Source organism: Streptomyces sp. A01, assembly GCF_059026195.1.
Window position 1 is genome coordinate 52464 of record NZ_JBWLKN010000028.1, and the last position, 19048, is coordinate 71511.

17 protein-coding genes and 3 pseudogenes are annotated in these 19048 nt (G+C 69.1%); 10 read left to right on the forward strand and 10 right to left on the reverse strand.

The genetic code is table 11. From position 1 onward, the window contains the following. Positions 1-162: 162 nt before the first annotated feature. Positions 163-975, forward strand: a complete 813-nt coding sequence (locus tag AC5P1B_RS29180; protein WP_493890972.1) for an SAM-dependent methyltransferase — start codon at positions 163-165, stop codon at positions 973-975. A 53-nt stretch (positions 976-1028) separates the two neighbouring features. Here the strand turns inward: AC5P1B_RS29180 and AC5P1B_RS29185 are convergent. After that, positions 1029-1150, reverse strand: a pseudogene (locus AC5P1B_RS29185) (STM4011 family radical SAM protein); the annotation flags it as partial. A gap of 148 nt (positions 1151-1298) precedes the next feature. Further along, complete coding sequence (locus AC5P1B_RS29190) at positions 1299-2252, reverse strand: STM4015 family protein (RefSeq protein ID WP_493890930.1); 954 nt, start codon at positions 2250-2252, stop codon at positions 1299-1301. A gap of 482 nt (positions 2253-2734) precedes the next feature. Here AC5P1B_RS29190 and AC5P1B_RS29195 point away from each other — a divergent pair, with 482 nt between their 5' ends. Next, positions 2735-3883, forward strand: a complete 1149-nt coding sequence (locus AC5P1B_RS29195; RefSeq protein ID WP_493890973.1) for an MBL fold metallo-hydrolase — start codon at positions 2735-2737, stop codon at positions 3881-3883. 1032 nt (positions 3884-4915) lie between these two features. Here AC5P1B_RS29195 and AC5P1B_RS29200 read toward each other — a convergent pair. The 3 genes from AC5P1B_RS29200 to AC5P1B_RS29210 all read right to left on the reverse strand — a co-directional run bounded on the left by AC5P1B_RS29200 (position 4916) and on the right by AC5P1B_RS29210 (position 7426). Continuing rightward, positions 4916-5305, reverse strand: coding sequence for a hypothetical protein (locus AC5P1B_RS29200; RefSeq protein WP_493890931.1), 390 nt, complete (start codon positions 5303-5305; stop codon positions 4916-4918). Between the two features lie 130 nt (positions 5306-5435). Next, positions 5436-6575: a methyltransferase domain-containing protein gene (locus AC5P1B_RS29205; RefSeq protein ID WP_493890932.1), complete on the reverse strand. Its 1140-nt coding sequence runs from the start codon at positions 6573-6575 to the stop codon at positions 5436-5438. Continuing rightward, complete coding sequence (locus AC5P1B_RS29210; protein WP_493890933.1) at positions 6572-7426, reverse strand: MvdC/MvdD family ATP grasp protein; 855 nt, start codon at positions 7424-7426, stop codon at positions 6572-6574. The genes AC5P1B_RS29205 and AC5P1B_RS29210 overlap by 4 nt, the downstream gene beginning before the upstream one ends. 20 nt (positions 7427-7446) lie before the next feature. Between AC5P1B_RS29210 and AC5P1B_RS29215 the strand changes: the two genes are divergently transcribed. The 3 genes and pseudogenes from AC5P1B_RS29215 to AC5P1B_RS29225 all read left to right on the forward strand — a co-directional run. After that, the gene (locus AC5P1B_RS29215; RefSeq protein ID WP_493890934.1) at positions 7447-8232 is read left to right on the forward strand and encodes a helix-turn-helix domain-containing protein; all 786 of its coding nucleotides are present in this window, start codon (positions 7447-7449) and stop codon (positions 8230-8232) included. Further along, positions 8229-8453 carry a DUF397 domain-containing protein gene (locus AC5P1B_RS29220; RefSeq protein WP_493890935.1) on the forward strand — a complete coding sequence of 75 codons (225 nt, stop codon included), beginning with the start codon at positions 8229-8231 and terminating at the stop codon, positions 8451-8453. The genes AC5P1B_RS29215 and AC5P1B_RS29220 overlap by 4 nt, the downstream gene beginning before the upstream one ends. 184 nt (positions 8454-8637) lie before the next feature. Continuing rightward, a pseudogene (locus AC5P1B_RS29225) lies at positions 8638-8973 on the forward strand (MBL fold metallo-hydrolase); the annotation flags it as partial. A 178-nt stretch (positions 8974-9151) separates the two neighbouring features. Here AC5P1B_RS29225 and AC5P1B_RS29230 read toward each other — a convergent pair. Next, on the reverse strand, positions 9152-9724 hold the full coding sequence (locus tag AC5P1B_RS29230) for a hypothetical protein (RefSeq protein WP_493890936.1): 573 nt from the start codon (positions 9722-9724) through the stop codon (positions 9152-9154). Positions 9725-9945: 221 nt separating this feature from the next. Between AC5P1B_RS29230 and AC5P1B_RS29235 the strand changes: the two genes are divergently transcribed. Further along, positions 9946-11805 carry an APC family permease gene (locus AC5P1B_RS29235; RefSeq protein ID WP_493890937.1) on the forward strand — a complete coding sequence of 620 codons (1860 nt, stop codon included), beginning with the start codon at positions 9946-9948 and terminating at the stop codon, positions 11803-11805. Positions 11806-11923: 118 nt separating this feature from the next. On the opposite strand, the gene AC5P1B_RS29240 is transcribed toward AC5P1B_RS29235, so the two are convergent. The 4 genes and pseudogenes from AC5P1B_RS29240 to AC5P1B_RS29255 all read right to left on the reverse strand — a co-directional run. Continuing rightward, positions 11924-12697: a GNAT family N-acetyltransferase gene (locus AC5P1B_RS29240; protein ID WP_493890938.1), complete on the reverse strand. Its 774-nt coding sequence runs from the start codon at positions 12695-12697 to the stop codon at positions 11924-11926. 134 nt (positions 12698-12831) lie between these two features. After that, positions 12832-12909, reverse strand: a complete 78-nt coding sequence (locus AC5P1B_RS29245; RefSeq protein ID WP_493890975.1) for a 50S ribosomal protein bL37 — start codon at positions 12907-12909, stop codon at positions 12832-12834. A 17-nt stretch (positions 12910-12926) separates the two neighbouring features. Beyond that, positions 12927-13766 (reverse strand): SDR family NAD(P)-dependent oxidoreductase, encoded by an 840-nt coding sequence (locus tag AC5P1B_RS29250; protein WP_493890939.1) that lies wholly within the window; start codon positions 13764-13766, stop codon positions 12927-12929. Between the two features lie 387 nt (positions 13767-14153). Next, positions 14154-14405: pseudogene (locus AC5P1B_RS29255) on the reverse strand (hypothetical protein); the annotation flags it as partial. A gap of 604 nt (positions 14406-15009) precedes the next feature. Between AC5P1B_RS29255 and AC5P1B_RS29260 the strand changes: the two are divergent. The 4 genes from AC5P1B_RS29260 to kdpB are packed head-to-tail and all read left to right on the forward strand — an operon-like array spanning position 15010 to position 19047. Beyond that, the gene (locus tag AC5P1B_RS29260; RefSeq protein ID WP_493890940.1) at positions 15010-15135 is read left to right on the forward strand and encodes a hypothetical protein; all 126 of its coding nucleotides are present in this window, start codon (positions 15010-15012) and stop codon (positions 15133-15135) included. Beyond that, positions 15132-15221: a K(+)-transporting ATPase subunit F gene (kdpF, locus tag AC5P1B_RS29265; RefSeq protein WP_455351953.1), complete on the forward strand. Its 90-nt coding sequence runs from the start codon at positions 15132-15134 to the stop codon at positions 15219-15221. Before AC5P1B_RS29260 ends, kdpF begins: the two co-directional genes overlap by 4 nt. 8 nt (positions 15222-15229) lie before the next feature. Continuing rightward, entirely contained in the window at positions 15230-16894 is a 1665-nt protein-coding gene (gene kdpA, locus AC5P1B_RS29270) for a potassium-transporting ATPase subunit KdpA (RefSeq protein WP_493890941.1), read from the forward strand. Beyond that, the gene (gene kdpB, locus AC5P1B_RS29275; RefSeq protein WP_493890942.1) at positions 16891-19047 is read left to right on the forward strand and encodes a potassium-transporting ATPase subunit KdpB; all 2157 of its coding nucleotides are present in this window, start codon (positions 16891-16893) and stop codon (positions 19045-19047) included. Before kdpA ends, kdpB begins: the two co-directional genes overlap by 4 nt. The last annotated feature ends 1 nt before the right edge of the window (position 19048 follow it).

Consider the following 19048-nt stretch of genomic DNA (forward strand, 5'->3'; position numbering starts at 1 on the left):
CAGAACCGGCACACCAGGCACGAGCACACCAGGCACGAGCACAACAGCCGCCGGCAGAACAGGCAGTGGCAGAACAGGCACCAGCACAACAGGCAGTGGCGCGACAGAGACCGGCACGACGGGCGCTGGACCGGATGGGACCGGCCCGGAACGGAGAACGGCGTGGCTGAGCAGGGCTTTCCGGTGGCGGATATCGATACGAGCAGGCCGCATCCGGCCCGCATGTACGACTACTACCTGGGCGGCTGGGACAACTACGAGGTTGACCGCGAGGCCGCCGAACGCGTCATCCAGATCGCGCCAGAGGCCCGCCCGAGCGCCCGTGCCAACCGTCAGCTGCTGCTGCGTGCCGTCCGGCACGTGGTGCGGCAGGGCGTACGGCAGATCATCGACATCGGCACGGGCATACCCACATCCCCCAACACCCATGAAGCGGCGCGGGAGATCGCCCCGGACGTACGGGTAGCTTACGTGGACAACGACCCCATCGTGGCCACGCACGCCGGGGCGAAGCTGACCAACACCCCCGGCACGGCGTTCGTCCTGGCCGACGCCCGGAGACCGGAAGACATCCTCGGCCACCCCGTCCTCCGCGAACTGATCGACTTCGACGAGCCGGTGGCCGTCCTCCTCGTCGCGGTCCTGCACTTCATCAAGGACGAGGAGGACCCGGCCCGCGTCGTCGCCACGCTGCGGAACGCCCTGCCCTCCGGCAGCTACCTGGTCCTCACGCACGGGACGGCCGACTTCCACACCAAGGACGACGCCGACGCCGACGCCGGCGACGTCTACAAGGCGGCGACGGCGACCCTGAACCTGCGTGGCCGAGCCGAGATCGAGGCCCTGTTCGCGGGGTTCGAGCTGCTGGACCCCGGCGTGGTCCAAGCGCCGCTGTGGCGCCCGGACGAAACGGTGGCCGACACCGAGGAGAACCGCAGCGTCGCCTTCTACGGAGGCGTCGGCATCAAGAACTGAGCCCCGACCGGCCGAGCCTCAGCGGGGCCGCCCCTGGCCGGTCCGTCGCCCGGTGAACCGTCGCAGAGATCGCCCACCTCGGTGCGGACGAAGCGACATCGACGCCGGAACCATCCACAGAAACGACCGAAGCGCCGGTCCGGCAGGGGAGACCGGCGCTTCGGTGCGCCCGGCGCCGCCCAGCGGCGCCGCCCGGCCGCGCACCTGAGGCCGGGCAACCGGAAGCCTGTCTCGCCGCGGCGCGGGGCGGGTCCGCCGAGTCCGCCGCCCCGCACCCCAGCCGCCGCACGGTGCTGTCGCCTCGGCCCGCCCTTGGCCTTGGGTCACTCGGCGACCGCCGTGCAGCGGTGGATCTCGCCGTCGTTCTCCCATTCGTCGCCCGTCCCGGCCAGGTCCACCTCGACGCCGGACGGCTCCAGCGCCTCACACAGCCGCCGCGCGGTCTCCTCGGTCACGAAGTTGTGGCGCAGGTCCAGCCACTGGAGGTGGGTCAGCGGCTGGCCTTCGAGCAGCGCGACAGCGCCGGTGTCGCTGAGGACGCCCAATGACAGGTCGAGTGAGGCGAGCTGAGCCACGACAGGCGCTGAGGCGAGCGCGGTCGCTATCTCGTCCTGGATCGCGCTGTTGCGCAACCCGAGGTGACGCAGGCGCGGGAAGCGGCCGCCGCTGAGGAGCGGCGCCAGGTCGGCGACGGAGGCATCGCCGCCGTACTCCGCCACTCCCAGCCACATCTCCAGGTACTGAAGGGCGGGCAGCTCGCTCGCCATGACGCCGCGCACCACCTCACCGGGCAGTCCGCCCGCCTCAAAGCTCAGCGTCCGCAGCGCCTCATGCCGCACCGCGGGGAACCGTAGCCCCGTGCCCCCGCGAACGCCCAGCTCCCGCAGGAGCGGGTACGCGTCGAGAACAGGCGTGACGTCCGCGTGCGCGATCCACGAGATCTCGGCTTCCTCCGGCTCAAGATCCCCGATGAACAGCGCCTCCAGCGAGGTCAGCCGCTCCCGCGCCGCCACCAGCAGCTCGACGACGATGCCGGAGTCGTCGTCGTACGACTCGGCCCACTGGCCGATGACCAGCGCCCGCACCCTGGAGGCGTCCACGGTCCCGAGGAACCGCTCGAAGACACGCGCGAAGTCCCGCTCTCCAGCGTCCGGCTCCACGGCCAGGCACCAGGCGACATCGCCCGCCGCGGGCAGTTCACCCACCGTCTCGTCAGCGGCCGGGAAGACGAAGGCCGGCAGCCCGTGCAGCTCCTGCAAGTGCTCGATGGTGGCCATGAGGCGGATCTCCTGACGGTGGCGACGATTTCGCATACGGCATGCGAAGAGAGGCGTGCGAAGAGTTGTACCAAGGGGGACTGACAGCGTGGCTCGCCGGGCGCTCGTGACGGCCGGTTGTCAGACCCTCCGCGTAGCGTCGTTGCCATCGTCGCCACCGCCGCTGCCGCCACGACGAAGGGGGGAAGTGTGACCACAGGACCGGCGAGCCGTGGGGGAAGCGGTTCGCATAGATTGTCGATACGGCGTAGGCCGTACTTCAGCACTGACAGCGCCGTCAGCTGCTGTCAGCATCCGCCTCGCTCGCCACCCCGGCCCTCCTGCCCGCTCCGTGCCGTCGTACGGCGGGCGGCTTGGCCACCTTGTCCGTTCCGCCCGCTCCCTCTCACTGTGGAGGCGCCTTGACCGGCCCAAGCCCCCGACACAGGCGCCTCGCGGCCCTCCGCCCAGCGGCCTTCGGCACTGACCCGGTGGGGGAGCGGCTGGCACGCGTGCGGCGCTCTCCCCAGTTCGCCGACGGCCAGTTCCGTAATCCGCTGCCGACGCGCACCATGCTCCCCGGCGCGGCCAAGCAGCTGCTGCGCACCCAGCTCAGCCGCGCCGACCGGGCGCGCAGACTGCCCGCGCGCCCCATCCCGGTGCACAGGCCCGGCGCCGCCGACTGGGGGCACCCACCGGAATCCGGCCTGCGGCTGACGTGGATGGGCCACTCCAGCGTGCTGGCCGAAATCGACGGGCGGCGCGTGCTCTTCGACCCGGTATGGGGGCAGCGCTGCTCGCCGTTCACCTTCGCGGGCCCCCGGCGGCTGCATCCCGTTCCCGTACCGCTTCCCGCGCTGGCACCGGTCGACGCCGTCGTCATCTCCCACGACCACTACGACCACCTCGACATGCCGTCGATCCGCGCCCTCGCCAGGACCGACACGGTCTTCGTCGTTCCGCTGGGCGTCGGCGCAGACCTGGAGTACTGGGGTGTGCCCGCTTCCCGTATCACCGAGCTGGACTGGCACGAGTCCACCAAGGTCACCGACCTGGTGCTCACCGCCACCCCCGCGCGGCACTTCTGCGGAAGGGGACTGCGCGGCGGTCAGCGGACACTGTGGGCTTCCTGGGTGGTGGCCGGTCCCGAACACCGCGTCTTCCACAGCGGCGACACGGGATTCTTCCCCGGCTTCGAGGAGACCGGACAGCGGTACGGGCCCTTCGACGCGACGATGATCCAGATCGGCGCGTACAGCGAATTCTGGCCCAAGAACCCCACGAACTGTACGCCACTTCCCGGGGCGTGGCCAGACATTCATATGACGCCCGCCCAAGGGGTCCAAGCGCACCTTGACCTGCAAGGACACAAGCCCAGCGGCGTGATGCTGCCCATCCATTGGGGCACCTTCCGCCTCGCCCTGCACCCCTGGGCCGAGCCTGCGGAGTGGACGAGAGATGCGGCAGAAGAGGCTGGGCAGTCCGTAGCGTTTCCACGGCCAGGCGAGCCGTTCGAGCCCACCGGGAACCTCCCTGTAGATCCCTGGTGGCGGGCAGTGTCCGCGCCCATGGCCCACCCGTGGCGCCGCCTGTCGCCCGTGGATGCCACCACGGAGCCCGCCGACGACCTCGACCGCGCGGGCGAGCGGTGATGCCAGCGGACGACCTCAGCGAGATGGCCCGGATGTTAGGCGCTATGCCGCGCGACGAGCGCGAGCGCCTGTTGGGGGCGATCGACGGCCCGCCTCGGGACGAACGGGAACCGGTGCCCCAGCAGTTCACGCCCCTTACCCACCTCTCGCGGTTCGTCGCGAGTTGTGGTCCGCACCCGGACGGTGAAGTCCTGACAACTGCGGTGGTGTCCTTCGCTCAATGATTCATTCACTCGGCTGCGGTCTGCTGAGCCAGCCCAGCGCTACGGCTCAGGCCAGGCGTCAGGGCCGCCGCCTCGCCATTCGATGAAAGCCGGATCATCGAGGTTCACGTCGTCCTCGGCAATGCCCGCGCGCCGCAAGAACTCCATGAGGTCTGCGAGCCTCCTCGCCGTGCCTACCCTCTCGCCTCGGATTGTCACGCGGCGATGCCCGTCGATCGGTGGGTAAACGATCACGGGCACGTGTCCATTCATTCACCCACCCTGTGACAGCTCGGCGCTCTGCGCATCCGGACGGTTAGCCTGCCAGGGTGAGCAGTGATGATGAGAAAACCCGGCGTGCGGCCTAGGACCTCTACCTGGCATTCCATGGCCTGGCCTCGGCCGTGATCATCGGGGAGCTGTCGACGTGTGTGACGAGTGACCGGCTGTTCGTCGGCGACCTGGACGATGCCCTCACCGAGATGAATCAGCACGGCCCGGTGCTAGCTGGTCGCCATCCCGAGATCGTGGCGGAGGTCACGGCCATCCTGACGGCGTGGAATGACCAGGAGGAGGGGCGGCTCAGTCGCCTGCTCAGGGTCTTGGACGGGCTCGCCACCATCGCGGGGTGCAGCCTTCAGATGCCTACTCCACCCGGAGCTATCCCATAGGAAGATCGGGCCCCGCAGGACGGCATGACTGAAGGCAGCCTCCTCGGGGTCCTTGAGTTCTAGGGGGGGCCGCCTTCAATCATTCATTCATGCGGAGGGGATGAGACACCCCGCCCGCACGCGTGGGGGGAAACAGGCGGGGTGTCTCGGTCTTGGTGTCACGCAGTCGGCAGGTCGATGCCCCAATGGGCGCGGAGAACCGTCATGGCTTCCTCGGCGCTGTTCACGGCCTGGTGGAGGCCGAGATCGCACATGACGACGCGACGCAACGCCTCCTCACGCCAGCCGACCGGTAAGGCGTTCAGGCGTGCAACCAACTGCCGCGTGAACTGGAGGCCACTGGTGCGGTCCTCGATGGTGAACGGAGGTGCGACGCCGCACAGCAGGGCGACAAACTCGACCGTCCTCGCCAGCTCGGGGAGCTTGGCCCTGCCCTCCGGCGATTCGAGGTCGAGTCCCGCGCTGTCCGCGGCGGCCCACAGGGCCGCAGCCTTGTCCGCCGCGCACAGATCGTTCCACAGGCCCCGGTCCCGGAGTTCGGCCAGCATCGCCGGGCCGGCGTTCCTCGTAGCCTGCTCCAGTTGGCCTTCCAGGACCCGGCTGCGACCCAGCCGACTGAAGGTGGTGGCGATGCTCCCAAGATCATCCTGGGGGCCTGAAGGTGCACCTCGGTCTCGGTCATACCGACAGCTTCCAGGAGATGCCGTCCGGGGACTCGAACCACAGTCGATGCTCGCCCTTCGGGGAGACCGTCAGCCCGAACCGCTCCCAGGTGGGCTTCTCGCTCTCGACGTACCAGGCCCACATGTCCTCGACAGTCGACCAGATGCCCTGGTTGCCGTGTTCCTGGAACAGGGCGCGCTTATGGGGCTCGTAGACGACTTCGGCCCAGGCCCCGTCCGGAGCGACCAGAACGCGCATGGTGCGCTCGTCCTCGGTCCCGTACTGGAGCTGCACGCCCGGCAGAAGTGCTGCGAGCAGGAAGTTGAAGTGGTAGCTGTCGAAGGCGTCGACGGGAACCTCTGTGGAGCCGCCCTCGTTCGGCTCAGCCTTCCGATCAGGCACGGTCTTGTCGCTGCCCTGGCGGGCTGGCATGAAGCTTCCGCCTCCTTCATGGAAGCGGCCTTCGAGAGTTCCGCCGGGTTGGGCGTCCAGGACAACCAACGCGCTCGACATCGGCGGGAAGATGTTGGCGACCAGCCGCCCGCCGGATGCCACAGCCTTGCGGAGGTTAGGGGTGATGCTGGGGATGGCGCAGGTGGCGATCACCTTGTCGAAGCTGCCCTTCCACGGCCAGGCCGTGATGTCCGCGGTGATGATGTCGGGCTCGTAGCCCAGCCCGGACAGCGAATTCCTGGCAGTGGTGGTGAGCGCTGGATCGATGTCCGCGGTGACGAGCTGGTGGCTGTTGTTGAGGCGGTGGCAGATGAGAGCGGCCTGGTAGCCGGTGCCGGTACCCGCGTCCAACGCTCTGTCCTTCGGAGTGATGTCGAGAGCTTCGAGCATCCGGGCGGTGAGGCTGGGCTGCGTGCTGGACGAGGTGGGGGTGCCCGTCCAGAGTCCGTCCGCTTCCCGCTTGGCCGGATCGAGATGGGTGACCAGGGTGGTATTGGTGTAGATCGGGTGCAGCCACTCCTCCCCGTCGTTGACGGTGACCTTCTTCCACCGCGTGGGGGCTCCGCCCTGGCTCTGGAAGTAGTCTGCGACGAACACGTGCCGGAGGGTCTCCCCGAAGGCCCTGAACCAGTGATCGACGGTAACGTCGCCGCTCAGGGCCAGGGATTCCGCCAGGCTGCTGGCGAGGGGGTTCCAAGTCATCGGCTGCACCAATCCTCCAGGGTGCGATAGATAGACGCAGCGAGCGGGATGGCGTCTGAATCCACCCATGCCCATTGCCCCGATGGATTCGCTTCCAGGAACGTCCACATGTCGTCGTGGACGATGAAGTCGAACGCGCCGTACGTGAGCCCCATGACACCCATGTAGGAGCGGACGGACGAAGCCACCGAGCAAGGGGTGCGGACCACCGAGTATTCCAACGCCTCGTAGTCAGAGCGCCAGTCCATGCGGGACAGGTCGCTGCCCGCTTCGATTCGGACACTGTGGCATGTGTTGTCGACGTAGATCAGACGGACCTCGTAGTCCTTGGGGATCTGTTCCTGGAAGAGGTGGGCGGTCACCTCAACCCCGTGAAGCTCTTCGAGGTCGACCAGGCGCGTGTACATCGACTCACCGCCCTGGGTATGTGCGATGTACGGGGTGCCGAGCGGCTTGGTGATCATTGGGCCGTCGATCTCCTCGGCGAACTGGACGACGGCTTGGGTGCTGTTGGTGATCAGGGTGCGGGGGGTACGGAGGCCCACGGTCTTGGCCACCTGGAGCTGCCGCGGCTTGAACTCGGCGGCCGAAGCCTTGGCCGGGTGGTTCATCCACCGGGCGTCAAGGCTGGTGATGACGCCGCCGAAACCGATACGAGCGGCCCCGCGAGCCCAGTGCGCGTCAGACGCGGACAGTTCGGGGAACTCGAAGAGCTGCGGGCGGTTCCAGTAGACAGCCTTGATGTCGGCCAGCTCGACGCTGCGGTGCCGGTGCGCCAGCGTGCCGACCCAACGGCTGTCCTCGTTACGCGCCTTCAGCTCCAGCTCGTTCGGGAAGTCGCGGGTGTCCATCGCTCGGCGCCAGCCTGGGCATGGACGACGCCGCGGAGCGGCTTGGACTGTCCGGCAAGTCGGCCCTGAGCAAGATCGAGAACGGCAAACAGCGGGTCTCCGGGCTCGGGCTGACGGCCTTCTTCCAGGTCTACGGCGTGCCCGAGGATGTCCGGACCAAGGTGAAGGCCATGGCGCAGCTCGCAGCATCGGCGAAGCGCACCAACCTGATCGACGAATTCAAGGAAGCGATCCAGACCAACGAGTTCGAGGAGTACCTGCACCTCGAAGGGATGGCCTCCAAGACCGAATCGTTCCTCACCGTGGTGCCGGGGCTGCTCCAGACCAAGGACTACGCCGCCTCGATCGTTGAGGGGAGCCAGGTGTGGCCCTCGAAGCGAGAAGCCAGCCGGTTCGTGGAACTGCGCATGGCGCGTCAGGCCGCCTTGACGCGGGAAACGCCCCTCAACCTGTGGTGCATCCTGGACGAAGCGGCGCTACGTCGGGCCGTGGGTGGACTCGCGGTCATGAAAGCGCAGCTCGAACGACTGCTTGAGGTGACCGAGGAACACGCTCACGTGGCCATACAGGTGCTGCCCTTCTCGGCCGGCAGTCACGCGGGCGTCGACGGCCCGTTCCAGCTTCTACACTTCCCGGCAGGGCCGCCAGTTGCCCTCGTCGAGACCAAGACAACCTCCCTGTACCTGGAGGACGATAAGGACGTGGACCGGTACCGGTCGGCCTTTGACGCCCTCCGTCCCCAGGCCCTCGACGCGGAAGCGACCCGTCGCTTCATTCTCGAACTGATCAAGGACTGCTACACATGAAGAAGAACGTCGACCTGAGTAACGCCACCTGGGTCAAGAGCGACATGTCCAACGGGGGCAACAACTGCCTGGAGGTCGCTTTCGTAGACGGTGTCGTGGCTCTCCGCGATTCCGTGGATGTGGGCGACCCGGATGCCAAGGTTCTGATCATCTCCCAGGACGACTACGAGGTCTTCACCGCGAGTGTTCGGGCCGGCCAGAGGAACCTGCTGCTCCCCTGAACCCATAAAAAGACCGCAATACGCTCTCATCACGAGCCCCCTCTTTCGGGAGGGGGCTTTAGTTGTGCTCTGTGAGCGAATTACCTGAAGCCTCCAAGGGAGGCCGTGTGCGTCGCCAAGGTTCACTCCTTTGACTCCTGTGACGTGAGTGTGCCTCTTGCTCCGAGGTGAACAACCTGAGCTTTACCCCGAGATCCATATGAGACCGGATGAAGGGGTCCGGGCCCACCGCGACCTGCAAGGCGGTCAGTCCGGCGGCCCGATGCTGCCGATCCACTGGGGGACGTTCAATCTGGCGCCGCACCCGTGGGCGGAGCCGGGGGAGTGGACGACGCGGGCCGCACGAAAGGCGGGGGTGAGCATGGCGGCACCCCGGCCGGGTGAGCCGTTCGAGCCCGCGTCCACGTCGGCGGTGCGTCCGTGGTGGCGGGCGATCGCGCATCCGCCGACCGGCGGATGGCCCGCTTGGCCCCCGGGGCCATCGGTGGCCGGGGAGGGCAGCCTGGCGGCAGATGTGTGAAAGCAGACGCGTGAACGGCGGTGGACGACGGTGCCGGACCGATGCCGTCGGCATTCGGTCCCGGCTCGCAGCGCGGCGGCCGGGGGGCGGGCGAGAGCACGCGGACCACGGGAGGGCCGAGGCCGGGTGCCGGGCGATGCGCGAGCGACCAGCCGCCGCCACAGCTCTGGCACAGCCGTCACCGCCGTCGATCCAGCCCGGAGATCCTGAGCACCGTCTGAGTGGTCTCGCCGTTGACCTGTCGCGACAGCTCCTTAAGGGCGGTCGCGCCGGACAGCAGCGTCCCCCGGCCCAGGGACGTACGGATGCCCGCGTCCAGCAGGCGCCACAACGGTGGGTTGGTGACGAGAACCCGAGGGTCCAGCTCGACCCGTCCGCCGTCGAGGTCGCGCAGGACCAGGCGTTGCGCGACGCCGCCGGACCAGCGGACCGCCACCAACTCGTCGGTGCGTACGCGCCGTTCGCTTAGCAGTCCGCGTGAGGCGAGCCAGCCGTCGCCCGCTGTGACCCGGGCCGGCAGGAGCACCACGAACAGCAGGACGGCAAGTCCCGTCCACAGGAAGCCACGCGGGGCGGTGAGCCTGCCGGAAGCGCCGTCGACCAGCAGCAGCAGCGCGAGAAGCACGGTGGCGCAGCCGGTCGCGGCCCGTAGCTCACCGGCCCAGTCAGCATCGGAAGCGTACGTCCCGGAGGGCTCCGCACGGTCGCTGTCGCGCCCCGGAACGGATCGTGTGCTCGGTCCCATGCCCATGCCCAGGACGCTAGGCGCGCCGGGGACCGGCACCCGGCTCATTGATGAACCGCTGACACGGCGTCGGTCATCGTTGACGTCGTCATGACGGCCCTCATCAAGACTCATCAAGAACGCGTGAGGATATCGCCGTCTCGCGCCAAGAACCCGCCATTGCCGGGCGGGACCGGCCGGATTCGGCCCCACCCTGAGCGGACCCGCACACGAAGGAGCCCACCCGCATGTCCGCCATGACCACCGAGACCGGCACCCCGCCCCGCGCGGAGGAGCCCCCGGATACCGGCGCGCGCCACAAGCTCACCGCCGTGACCGGCCTCGCCGCGCTGTCGCTCGACGCGATGGCCTCGGTGGCGTACGGGCCCGAAGCGATCGTCCTGGTCCTGGCCGCGGCGGGCGGCCACGGGCTTGGCTTCACCCTCCCCGTCACCGTGGCGATCGCCACGCTGCTGGCGGTGCTCGTCGCCTCGTACCGGCAAGTCATCGCCGCCTTCCCGGACGGCGGTGGGAGCTACGCGGTCGGCAAGGCACATCTGGGCCGTCGTACCAGCCTGGTCGCGGCCGCCTCCCTGGTCCTGGACTACGTCCTCAATGTGGCCGTGGCCGTCACCGCGGGTGTGGCCGCGCTGACGTCGGCCGTCCCGGGTTTGTACGGCCAGCGGCTGTGGCTGTGCGGGGTCGTGCTGGTGCTGATCACCGCGGTGAACCTGCGCGGGATCGTCGACTCGGCACGCGCGTTCATCCTGCCGACGGTCGTCTTCATCGGCTCGATCCTGGTGCTCATCGCGGTCGGCCTGGCGCGCGACGCCCCGGTCTCGACCGAGGCGGCCGCAGGACATCCTTCCGTCCTCGCCGACAACGCGACCACCGTCGGAGCGCTCCTGCTGCTCAAGGCGTTCGCGTCGGGCTGCTCGGCGCTGACCGGTGTCGAGGCCATCGCCAACGCCGTCCCGTCCTTTCGCACTCCGGCCGTCCGCGGCGCTCAGCGTGCGGAGGTCGCACTCGGCGTGCTGCTCGGCGTGATGCTGATCGGGCTCTCCGTCCTGATCTCCCGGTTCGGCCTGCAGCCGGTCGAAGGCGTGACCGTGCTCGCCCAGCTCGCCGACGCGTCCTTCGGCCACAACGCCGCCTTCTACGTCGTCCAGTTCGCCACCATGGTGCTGCTGGCCCTGTCCGCGAACACCTCCTTCGGCGGACTGCCGGTCCTGCTGAAGCTGCTCGCCCGCGACAACTACCTGCCGCACGTCTTCGGCCTGAAGGCCGACCGCCAGGTCCACCGCCACGGCGTTCTCGCCCTCGCCGGTGTCTCCGCCGCCCTGCTGCTCTTCTCGGGCGGCGACACCAACACACTCGTCCCGCTCTTCGCCATCGGCGTCTTCGTCGGCTTCACCATCGCCCAGACCGGCATGGTCCTCCACTGGCGGCGGGTACGCGGACCACGCTCGGCGGGCAAGGCGCTGCTGAACGGCCTGGGCGCGCTGCTCACGGGTGTCAGCGCGGTCGTCGTCATCGCCACCAAGTTCCACGACGGCGCCTGGCTGATCGTGGTCGCCCTGCCGCTGCTGGTCGCCGGGTTCGAGTGCGTCCATCGTGCGTACGGCCGGATCGGCGAGCGCCTCGGGGTCGGCCGCATTCCCGAAGCCCCGCACCGCCAGCGCTCATTGGTGCTGGTCCCGGTGTCCTCCCTGACCCGGCTCACCAGCGAGGCCCTGACAGCGGCGGTGTCCCTGGGCGACGACGTACGCGCGGTGACGGTATGCCACTCCGATCCCGAGGACCGCGCGCGGACCGAGGCCCTGGAGCGGGACTGGGCGCTGTGGAATCCGGGCGTGCCGCTGGTGCGTGTCTCCTCGGCCCGCCGCACTGTCGGCCGTCCGATCGCCGCGTACGTACGGGAGATCTCGGCGGCCGATCCCGATACCCGGATCACCGTGCTCATTCCCGAGATCGAGCCGGCTCACCTGTGGCAGCGGGCGCTGCAGAACCAGCGTGGCGCTGTCGTCTCGCACGCCGTCCGCCGTGACACCGACGCGGTGATCTGCCGACTGCGCTTCCGGCTGTCCGACCTGCCGTGCCGGTCATGACCGGGGCGGTGTCAGGTCGTACGGGAATTCCGTGTCGGCGGTGAACTCGCGCGACGCCGGTCCTCGGCTGCTGCCGAGGACCGGCGTCGTGGGAGCCGGTCAGCATCCCTGGTCTGGCTCATGCGGGAATGCTCAGCGAGACGGCCTTATCGGTGGCGTAGTGGACGTACTCGCGCTCCAGCCGGAAACCGGCGGTCCAGGCCAGCAGGCGACTCGGGCGGTTGTCGCGGGAGCAGGACCAGCTCGCTGTCCGGCCCCGGGCGGCGATGTCCGCGCACAGCGCCGTGACGCAGGCGAGGGCGAGGCGCTGGCGGCGGTGGTCGGGGACCGTCACGCAGGCGATGTCCTCGTAAGCGGTGCCGAGGAAGTACGTGCAGGCCACGGCGAGGACTCGGCCCTTGTGGAAGGCGGCCCAGCCGAGCCCGGAGGCGGCGAGCGCGGCCGGGCCACCCCAACTGCCGTGAATCCAGCGCATGCCGGCGTCGAGCCCGGCGAGCGCCGGACCGTCCTCGGCCGTCAAACGGCGCACCGTCACGCCGCGCGGCGGGCGGGGTGCCTGTGCGGGGGCACGGTGTACGTACACCATCCGCTCCCACGGCGTGACCCGGCCGAACGCGGCGCCCAGGACCGGAAGGAAGCCCTCCGGCGCCTCGACGACGTAGCTGTCGGCGAGATGCGTCAGCGCTCCCGGGGTGACCGCGCGGGGATCGCCTCGCAGCAGCACGTGGTCCGCGCAGACGACCGCGACGGCCTGCGGCTGGACGGCCCGGTCCGCCCACCAGCGCCCGTGTCCGGTGCGCAGTACATGCTCGGCCAGGGCCCTGGCTCCGGGCGCCCCGGCGGGGAACCAGTGGGCGACGGCGGGGAGAAGGGGTGACTGAAGCTGCATCATGGGGAGGGCACCTGACTTCCTGTGCGGGGCGGTGACCGGGGGAGGGGCGGACAGGCGCCCGGCCCCACCGGATGACCGACGGGACCGGGCACCGGCGCCGATGCGCCGCCAGCCCCGAAGGGCGAGAGCAGAGGTCAGCTCTGTGCGGCCCTGCTGCCGTGGTTGGCCTTCTTCTTGCGGCGTGCCTTTTTCTCGCGTGCGCGCTTCGGCATGGCGTGGTGCCGGCCTTTCAGGCGGCATGGCCGACGAGGACGTCGGCGAGCTTGCTGAGGCGCTTGACCGTGCGCTCCGCGGTGGCGGCGGGAGCGGGATCGACGCGCTTGTCACGGTCGTAGTACGCGCCGTTGACGATCTCGACCGCCGGGTCGCAGAGCCGTACGACATGGGCGGCGCCGTCGGCGGCCGTGGCCCCCTCGGGGGCGTACAGCGGAAGCAGCGCGGTCTCACAGACGCCGGGGTGGACCGAGACGGCCGTGACCCGGGGGTCGGCTGCGAAGACCGTGAGCGCCAGCTGCGACTGGGCGTAGGCGGCGAGCCGTGAGTAGCGGCGGGCGCGCTGCGGGTCGCTCCACTGGATGGAGCCGGTGCGGTGCAGCGAGGAGGAGACGTTGATGACCCGGCCGCCGGGCTCTTCCCCTCGCTCCGCGAGCTGGGGATACCCGAGGGTGAGGGCCCGTTCCAGCAGGTTCGTGAGCAGGTAGTGCGCCAGGAAGTTGACCTGGAAGGCGATCTCGTTGCCGTCGGCGGTGACGGTGTGGCGCTCGGGGGCGGCCATGGCGGCGTTGTTGACCAGGACGTCCAGACGGGGGTGCTCCTGGACCACGCGGGTGGCCATCGCCTCCACCTCCTCCAGATGAGCGAAGTCGGCGGCGAACGCGCACAGGCGGGTCGCGTCGATCCCGGCGGTGGCGATCAGCCGGTCGGCCGCGGCCCGCGCCTCCTCGGCGGTACGGCCATGCACGAGGACGGTGGCGCCGCGCTCGGCCAGCTGCCGGGTGGTCTCGTAGCCGATGCCGGAGGTGGCGCCGGTGACCAGCATGGTGCATCCGGATAGAGACGTGAAAGTCATGATTTTTCCCTGGAGACGGGCACGAGCTGACGCTCTCGCTGTGGGGCGAGAGCGGGGGCGTGCGAAGGGTGCGAAGGGGCGCGAAGGGTGTGGGTCCGTACGGCCGTCAGGGCCGTCAGAGAGCGGGGCGTACGGGAAAGGCAGGGGGCGCCGTCAGGAGGCCGCAGGCGAATGGTGCGTCACCGCGAACGGTGCGTCACCGCGCCGGAGAGTGAGCAGCGCGCACGGCCGGGCGCACCCTATGAGGTGGCCGGTCGTCATGGCGCAGGCTGCTGTTCACGTCCCCATACAACTGGCTCGCCCGCACGGGCTCAAGGGTCCTGCGCGGGCCTTGACGGTGCTCTGATGGGTGTCAGTCCAGACCAGCCCAGATCGGCCCAGATCGGCCTAGTCCAGTCCAGACCAGTCCAGTCCAGATCGGCCCAGGCCGGGAATCGCCGGGACGAGCAGGTCGATCAGCTTGACGCCCGCGAAGGGCAGCACGCGACCGCCAAGGCCATGGACGGCGACGTTGCGCTTCAGCAGGTCGTGCGCCGAGGCGGGGGTGCAGCGCACCCCGCGCAGAGCAAGCGGGATGAGCGCCACGATGATCAGGGCGTGGAAGGTGATCGCCGAGGTGATCGCGGATGTCGGGCTGTGCGGGAACCGCTCCGGCCTTGTCGGCGCCGGGCTCCGGGGCCGACAAGGCCGTCTGCGGACGCGGTGCGGGGAGACACCGCCGCGTACGGGCCCGCCGGGAAGGCGACCGGGGGCGAAGCCCCGGGATGGCATGCCGCGGACGTACGCGACCTTGAGCGGCCACAGGAAACGTTAGGGCCAAGGTGGCGTCGACGCGTCTGATCGGCCGGGAATTTACGGTCCCCTGACGGCTCCCGCAGGGTGGCGTCAAGCCCGTGTCAGGAAGCAGGCAAGCGCGGGAAAGGCGTGAGAGACGCGTCCGGACCCAGCCCCGGCCACGGCATGGCTCAGCCGCCGAGGGGCGGCCCCCGGCCCGGCCGCGCCTGCCGCGTGCGGTGGCCAGCCCGCACGCTCTCCGCGGTGGCCCGCACGCTCCGTGACCCGCCCGCTCCGTGGTGACCGGAAAACGCCGCGGTCAGCGGGTCGCACCCCCGTGTCCGGTGGCGCGCCGACCGGTTTCTTCGCAGGTCGGGACGGGTGGGCGTAAGAGAGTCGTCAAGAGGGCGCCAATGGCCGTAAGGGACCCGTCAACAGCGCGGGTGACCGCCCGGAAGCAGGATTTCCTGTGGGGGACCGAACATTTCCGCACCTCTCTCAGGAGCTCACGATGGCCGACGTGGCCTTCGTCGTCACCACGATCGCGGTTTTCGCGCTGGTGGCTCTCATCGCCAAGGGGGTGGCGAAGCTGTGACTGCCGAGAACATCGTCGGCTTGATCGTGGCCGCCGCCCTGCTGGGCTACCTCGTCCTCGCCCTTGTGTACCCGGAGAGGTTCTGAGCACAGTAATGAGCCCCTTTCTGGCTGGTGTGCTCCAGCTGCTCGCGCTGATAGCCGCGCTGGCGCTGGCATACCGTCCCCTCGGCGACTACATGGCCCGCGTCTACTCCTCGACCCGTCATCTGCGCGTCGAGAAGTGGATCTACAAGGCCATCGGCGCCAATCCCGACGCCGAGATGCGCTGGCCCGCGTACCTGCGCGGCATCCTGGCCTTCTCCGCTGTCAGCGTCCTGTTCCTGTATCTGCTCCAGCGTGTGCAGGGCTCGCTGCCCGGCTCGCTGGGCTTCTCCTCGATCGACCCGGACCAGGCGTTCAACACCGCCGTCTCGTTCACCTCGAACACCAACTGGCAGTCGTACTCCGGCGAGCAGGCCATGGGCCACGTCGTGCAGACCGGCGGCCTGGCCGTGCAGAACTTCGTCTCGGCGGCCGTCGGCATCGCCGTCGCCGTCGCTCTCGTACGCGGCTTCGCCAGGTCCCGCACCGGTGAGCTGGGCAACTTCTGGGCCGACCTGGTCCGTGGTGTCGTACGCGTCCTGATCCCGATCTCGGTGATCGGTGCGATCGTGCTGGTCTCGGCGGGCGCCATCCAGAACTTCTCCGGGATTCACGAGGTCGGCCAGTTCATGGGCGGCTCTCAGCAGTGGAACGGCGGCGCCGTCGCCTCCCAGGAAGTCATCAAGGAGCTGGGCACCAACGGCGGCGGCTATTTCAACGCCAACTCGGCCCACCCGTTTGAGAACCCGAACCCGTTCTCGAACCTCTTCGAGGTCTTCCTGATCCTGCTGATCCCGTTCGCACTGACCCGCACCTTCGGCACGATGGTCGGCTCGGTACGGCAGGGTTACGCGATCCTCGCCACGATGGCCACCATCTGGGTCGGCTTCGTCCTGCTCATGATGTGGACGGAGTTCGCGGGCCACGGCGCGGCGTTCGAGGCCGCCGGCGGTGCGATGGAAGGCAAGGAGACGCGCTTCGGCATCGGCGGCTCGGCGATCTTCTCCGTCTCCACCACGCTGACCTCCACCGGTGCGGTCAACTCCTTCCACTCGTCGAACACCGGCCTGGGCGGCGGCCTGAACCTGCTCGGCATGCAGCTCGGCGAGATCGCCCCCGGTGGTGTGGGCTCCGGTCTCTACGGCATGCTGATCATGGCCGTCATCGCGGTGTTCATCGCCGGTCTGATGGTGGGCCGTACGCCCGAGTACCTCGGCAAGAAGATCGGCACCCGCCAGATCAAGCTCGCGGCGTGCTACATCCTCATCACCCCGGCGCTGGTGCTCGGCTTCACCGCCGCCTCCATGGCGCTGGACACCCCGGCCGACTCGATGACCAACTCGGGCGCCCACGGATTCTCCGAAATCCTCTACGCCTACAGCTCGGGAGCCAACAACAACGGCTCGGCCTTCGCGGGCCTGAACGCGGACACGCAGTGGTTCAACACCACGATCGGTCTCGCGATGCTGCTCGGCCGGTTCCTGCCCATGGTGTTCGTCCTCGCTCTGGCCGGTTCGCTCGCCGAGCAGAAGCCGGTCCCGGCCACCGCGGGCACCCTCCGTACCGAGAAGCCGCTCTTCACCGGGCTGCTGGTCGGCTCGATCATGATCATTACCGGTCTGACCTACTTCCCGGCCCTGGCGCTGGGCCCGCTCGCCGAGGGGCTGGCGGCATGACCACCGACATCAAGAAGCACGAGGAGCCCGGCTCCATGTCCACCGCCACTCCGACCCCCGCGCCGCACAGCGATGTGCCGACGGGTCACAAGACCGACCCCGGACGCGTCGGTGGGGGGCTGTTCGACCCCCAGCAGCTGATGAGGTCCTTGCCGGACGCCATCCGCAAGCTCCACCCGCGGGTGATGATCAAGTCGCCGGTGATGTTCGTGGTGCTCGTCGGCTCGGTGGTCACCACCGTGCTGGCGCTGAAGGACCCGACCGACTGGTTCGGCTGGGCGATCATGGCCTGGCTGTGGCTGACCACGATCTTCGCCAACCTGGCGGAGGCGGTGGCCGAGGGGCGCGGCAAGGCTCAGGCCGACACGCTGCGCAAGGCGAAGACGGACACGGTCGCCCGGCGGCTGTCCAAGGAGGGCGAGACCGAGGAGCAGGTGCCCGGCACCGAGCTGCGCATCGGCGACCTGGTCGTCTGCGAGGCGGGCGACATCATCCCCGGCGACGGTGACGTCGTGGACGGTGTGGCGAGCGTCGACGAGTCGGCCATCACCGGCGAGTCCGCGCCCGTCATCCGCGAGTCCGGTGGCGACCGCAGTGCGGTCACCGGCGGTACGAAGGTGCTGTCCGACCGCATCGTCATCAAGATCACGACGAAGCCCGGTGAGACCTTCATCGACCGGATGATCAACCTGGTCGAGGGCGCGGCGCGGCAGAAGACGCCCAACGAGATCGCGCTGAACATCCTGCTCGCCTCGCTGACCATCGTCTTCCTGCTCGCGGTCGTCACCCTGCAGCCGTTCGCCATCTACGCGGGCGCCAAGCAGTCGCTCATCGTGCTGACCGCGCTGCTGGTCTGCCTCATCCCGACGACCATCGGCGCGCTCCTGTCCGCGATCGGCATCGCGGGCATGGACCGGCTCGTCCAGCGCAACGTCCTGGCGATGTCGGGCCGCGCGGTCGAGGCGGCGGGCGACGTATCGACGCTGCTGCTCGACAAGACCGGCACCATCACCCTCGGCAACCGCCAGGCCGCCGAGTTCGTACCCGTCAAGGGCACGACGGAGGCCGAGCTTGCGGACGCCGCCCAGCTCTCCTCGCTGGCCGACGAGACCCCCGAGGGGCGTTCCATCGTCGTCCTGGCCAAGGAGAAGTACGGGCTGCGCCAGCGCCACCAGGGCGAGCTCGTGGACGCGGAGTGGGTGGCCTTCACCGCCCAGACGCGCATGTCCGGCGTCGACCTGTCCGAGGACGGACAGGACCGCAAGGTCCGCAAGGGCGCGACCGGTTCGGTCGTCGCCTGGGTCAAGGAGCGGGGCGGAAGTGTCGCGGAGGACGCGCAGGCGCTCACCGACCGGATTTCACAGGCTGGTGGCACGCCGCTGCTGGTGGCTCGCGAGGATGAGCGTGGCGCACGTGTACTCGGCGTCATCCACCTCAAGGACGTCGTCAAGGAGGGCATGCGGGAGCGGTTCGACGAGCTGCGCCGGATGGGCATCAAGACGGTCATGATCACGGGTGACAACCCGCTGACCGCCAAGGCCATCGCCGAGGAGGCGGGCGTGGACGACTTCCTCGCCGAGGCCACCCCCGAGGACAAGATGGCCCTCATCAAGCGCGAGCAGGCCGGCGGCAAGCTCGTGGCGATGACGGGTGACGGCACGAACGACGCCCCCGCGCTGGCGCAGGCGGATGTCGGCGTGGCGATGAACACCGGGACCTCGGCCGCCAAGGAGGCCGGGAACATGGTGGACCTGGACTCCAACCCGACCAAACTCATCGAGATCGTCGAGATCGGCAAGCAGCTGCTGATCACGCGGGGCGCGCTGACGACGTTCTCCATCGCCAACGACGTCGCGAAGTACTTCGCGATCATCCCGGCGATGTTCGCCGTCGTGTACCCGGGCCTGGACAAGCTCAACATCATGAACCTGTCTTCCCCGGAGTCGGCGATCCTGTCGGCCGTCATCTTCAACGCGCTGATCATCATCGCGCTGGTGCCGCTCGCCCTGAAGGGCGTTCAGTACCGGCCCATGAGCGCCGACAAGATGCTCCGCCGCAACATCGGCATCTACGGACTGGGCGGCCTGATCGCGCCGTTCATCGGCATCAAGATCATCGACCTGCTCCTCTCCCTCATCCCTGGCATCGGGTGAC

Coding starts and splice junctions, on each gene's coding strand:
- AC5P1B_RS29190 (WP_493890930.1), bottom strand. CDS start 2,252: ATGGCCACCATCGAGCACTTGCAGGAGCTGCACGGGCTGCCGGCCTTC.
- AC5P1B_RS29200 (WP_493890931.1), bottom strand. CDS start 5,305: ATGCTGGCCGAACTCCGGGACCGGGGCCTGTGGAACGATCTGTGCGCG.
- AC5P1B_RS29205 (WP_493890932.1), bottom strand. CDS start 6,575: ATGACTTGGAACCCCCTCGCCAGCAGCCTGGCGGAATCCCTGGCCCTG.
- AC5P1B_RS29210 (WP_493890933.1), bottom strand. CDS start 7,426: ATGGACACCCGCGACTTCCCGAACGAGCTGGAGCTGAAGGCGCGTAAC.
- AC5P1B_RS29215 (WP_493890934.1), top strand. CDS start 7,447: ATGGACGACGCCGCGGAGCGGCTTGGACTGTCCGGCAAGTCGGCCCTG.
- AC5P1B_RS29220 (WP_493890935.1), top strand. CDS start 8,229: ATGAAGAAGAACGTCGACCTGAGTAACGCCACCTGGGTCAAGAGCGAC.
- AC5P1B_RS29230 (WP_493890936.1), bottom strand. CDS start 9,724: ATGGGCATGGGACCGAGCACACGATCCGTTCCGGGGCGCGACAGCGAC.
- AC5P1B_RS29235 (WP_493890937.1), top strand. CDS start 9,946: ATGTCCGCCATGACCACCGAGACCGGCACCCCGCCCCGCGCGGAGGAG.
- AC5P1B_RS29240 (WP_493890938.1), bottom strand. CDS start 12,697: ATGATGCAGCTTCAGTCACCCCTTCTCCCCGCCGTCGCCCACTGGTTC.
- AC5P1B_RS29245 (WP_493890975.1), bottom strand. CDS start 12,909: ATGCCGAAGCGCGCACGCGAGAAAAAGGCACGCCGCAAGAAGAAGGCC.
- AC5P1B_RS29250 (WP_493890939.1), bottom strand. CDS start 13,766: ATGACTTTCACGTCTCTATCCGGATGCACCATGCTGGTCACCGGCGCC.
- kdpA (WP_493890941.1), top strand. CDS start 15,230: ATGAGCCCCTTTCTGGCTGGTGTGCTCCAGCTGCTCGCGCTGATAGCC.
- kdpB (WP_493890942.1), top strand. CDS start 16,891: ATGACCACCGACATCAAGAAGCACGAGGAGCCCGGCTCCATGTCCACC.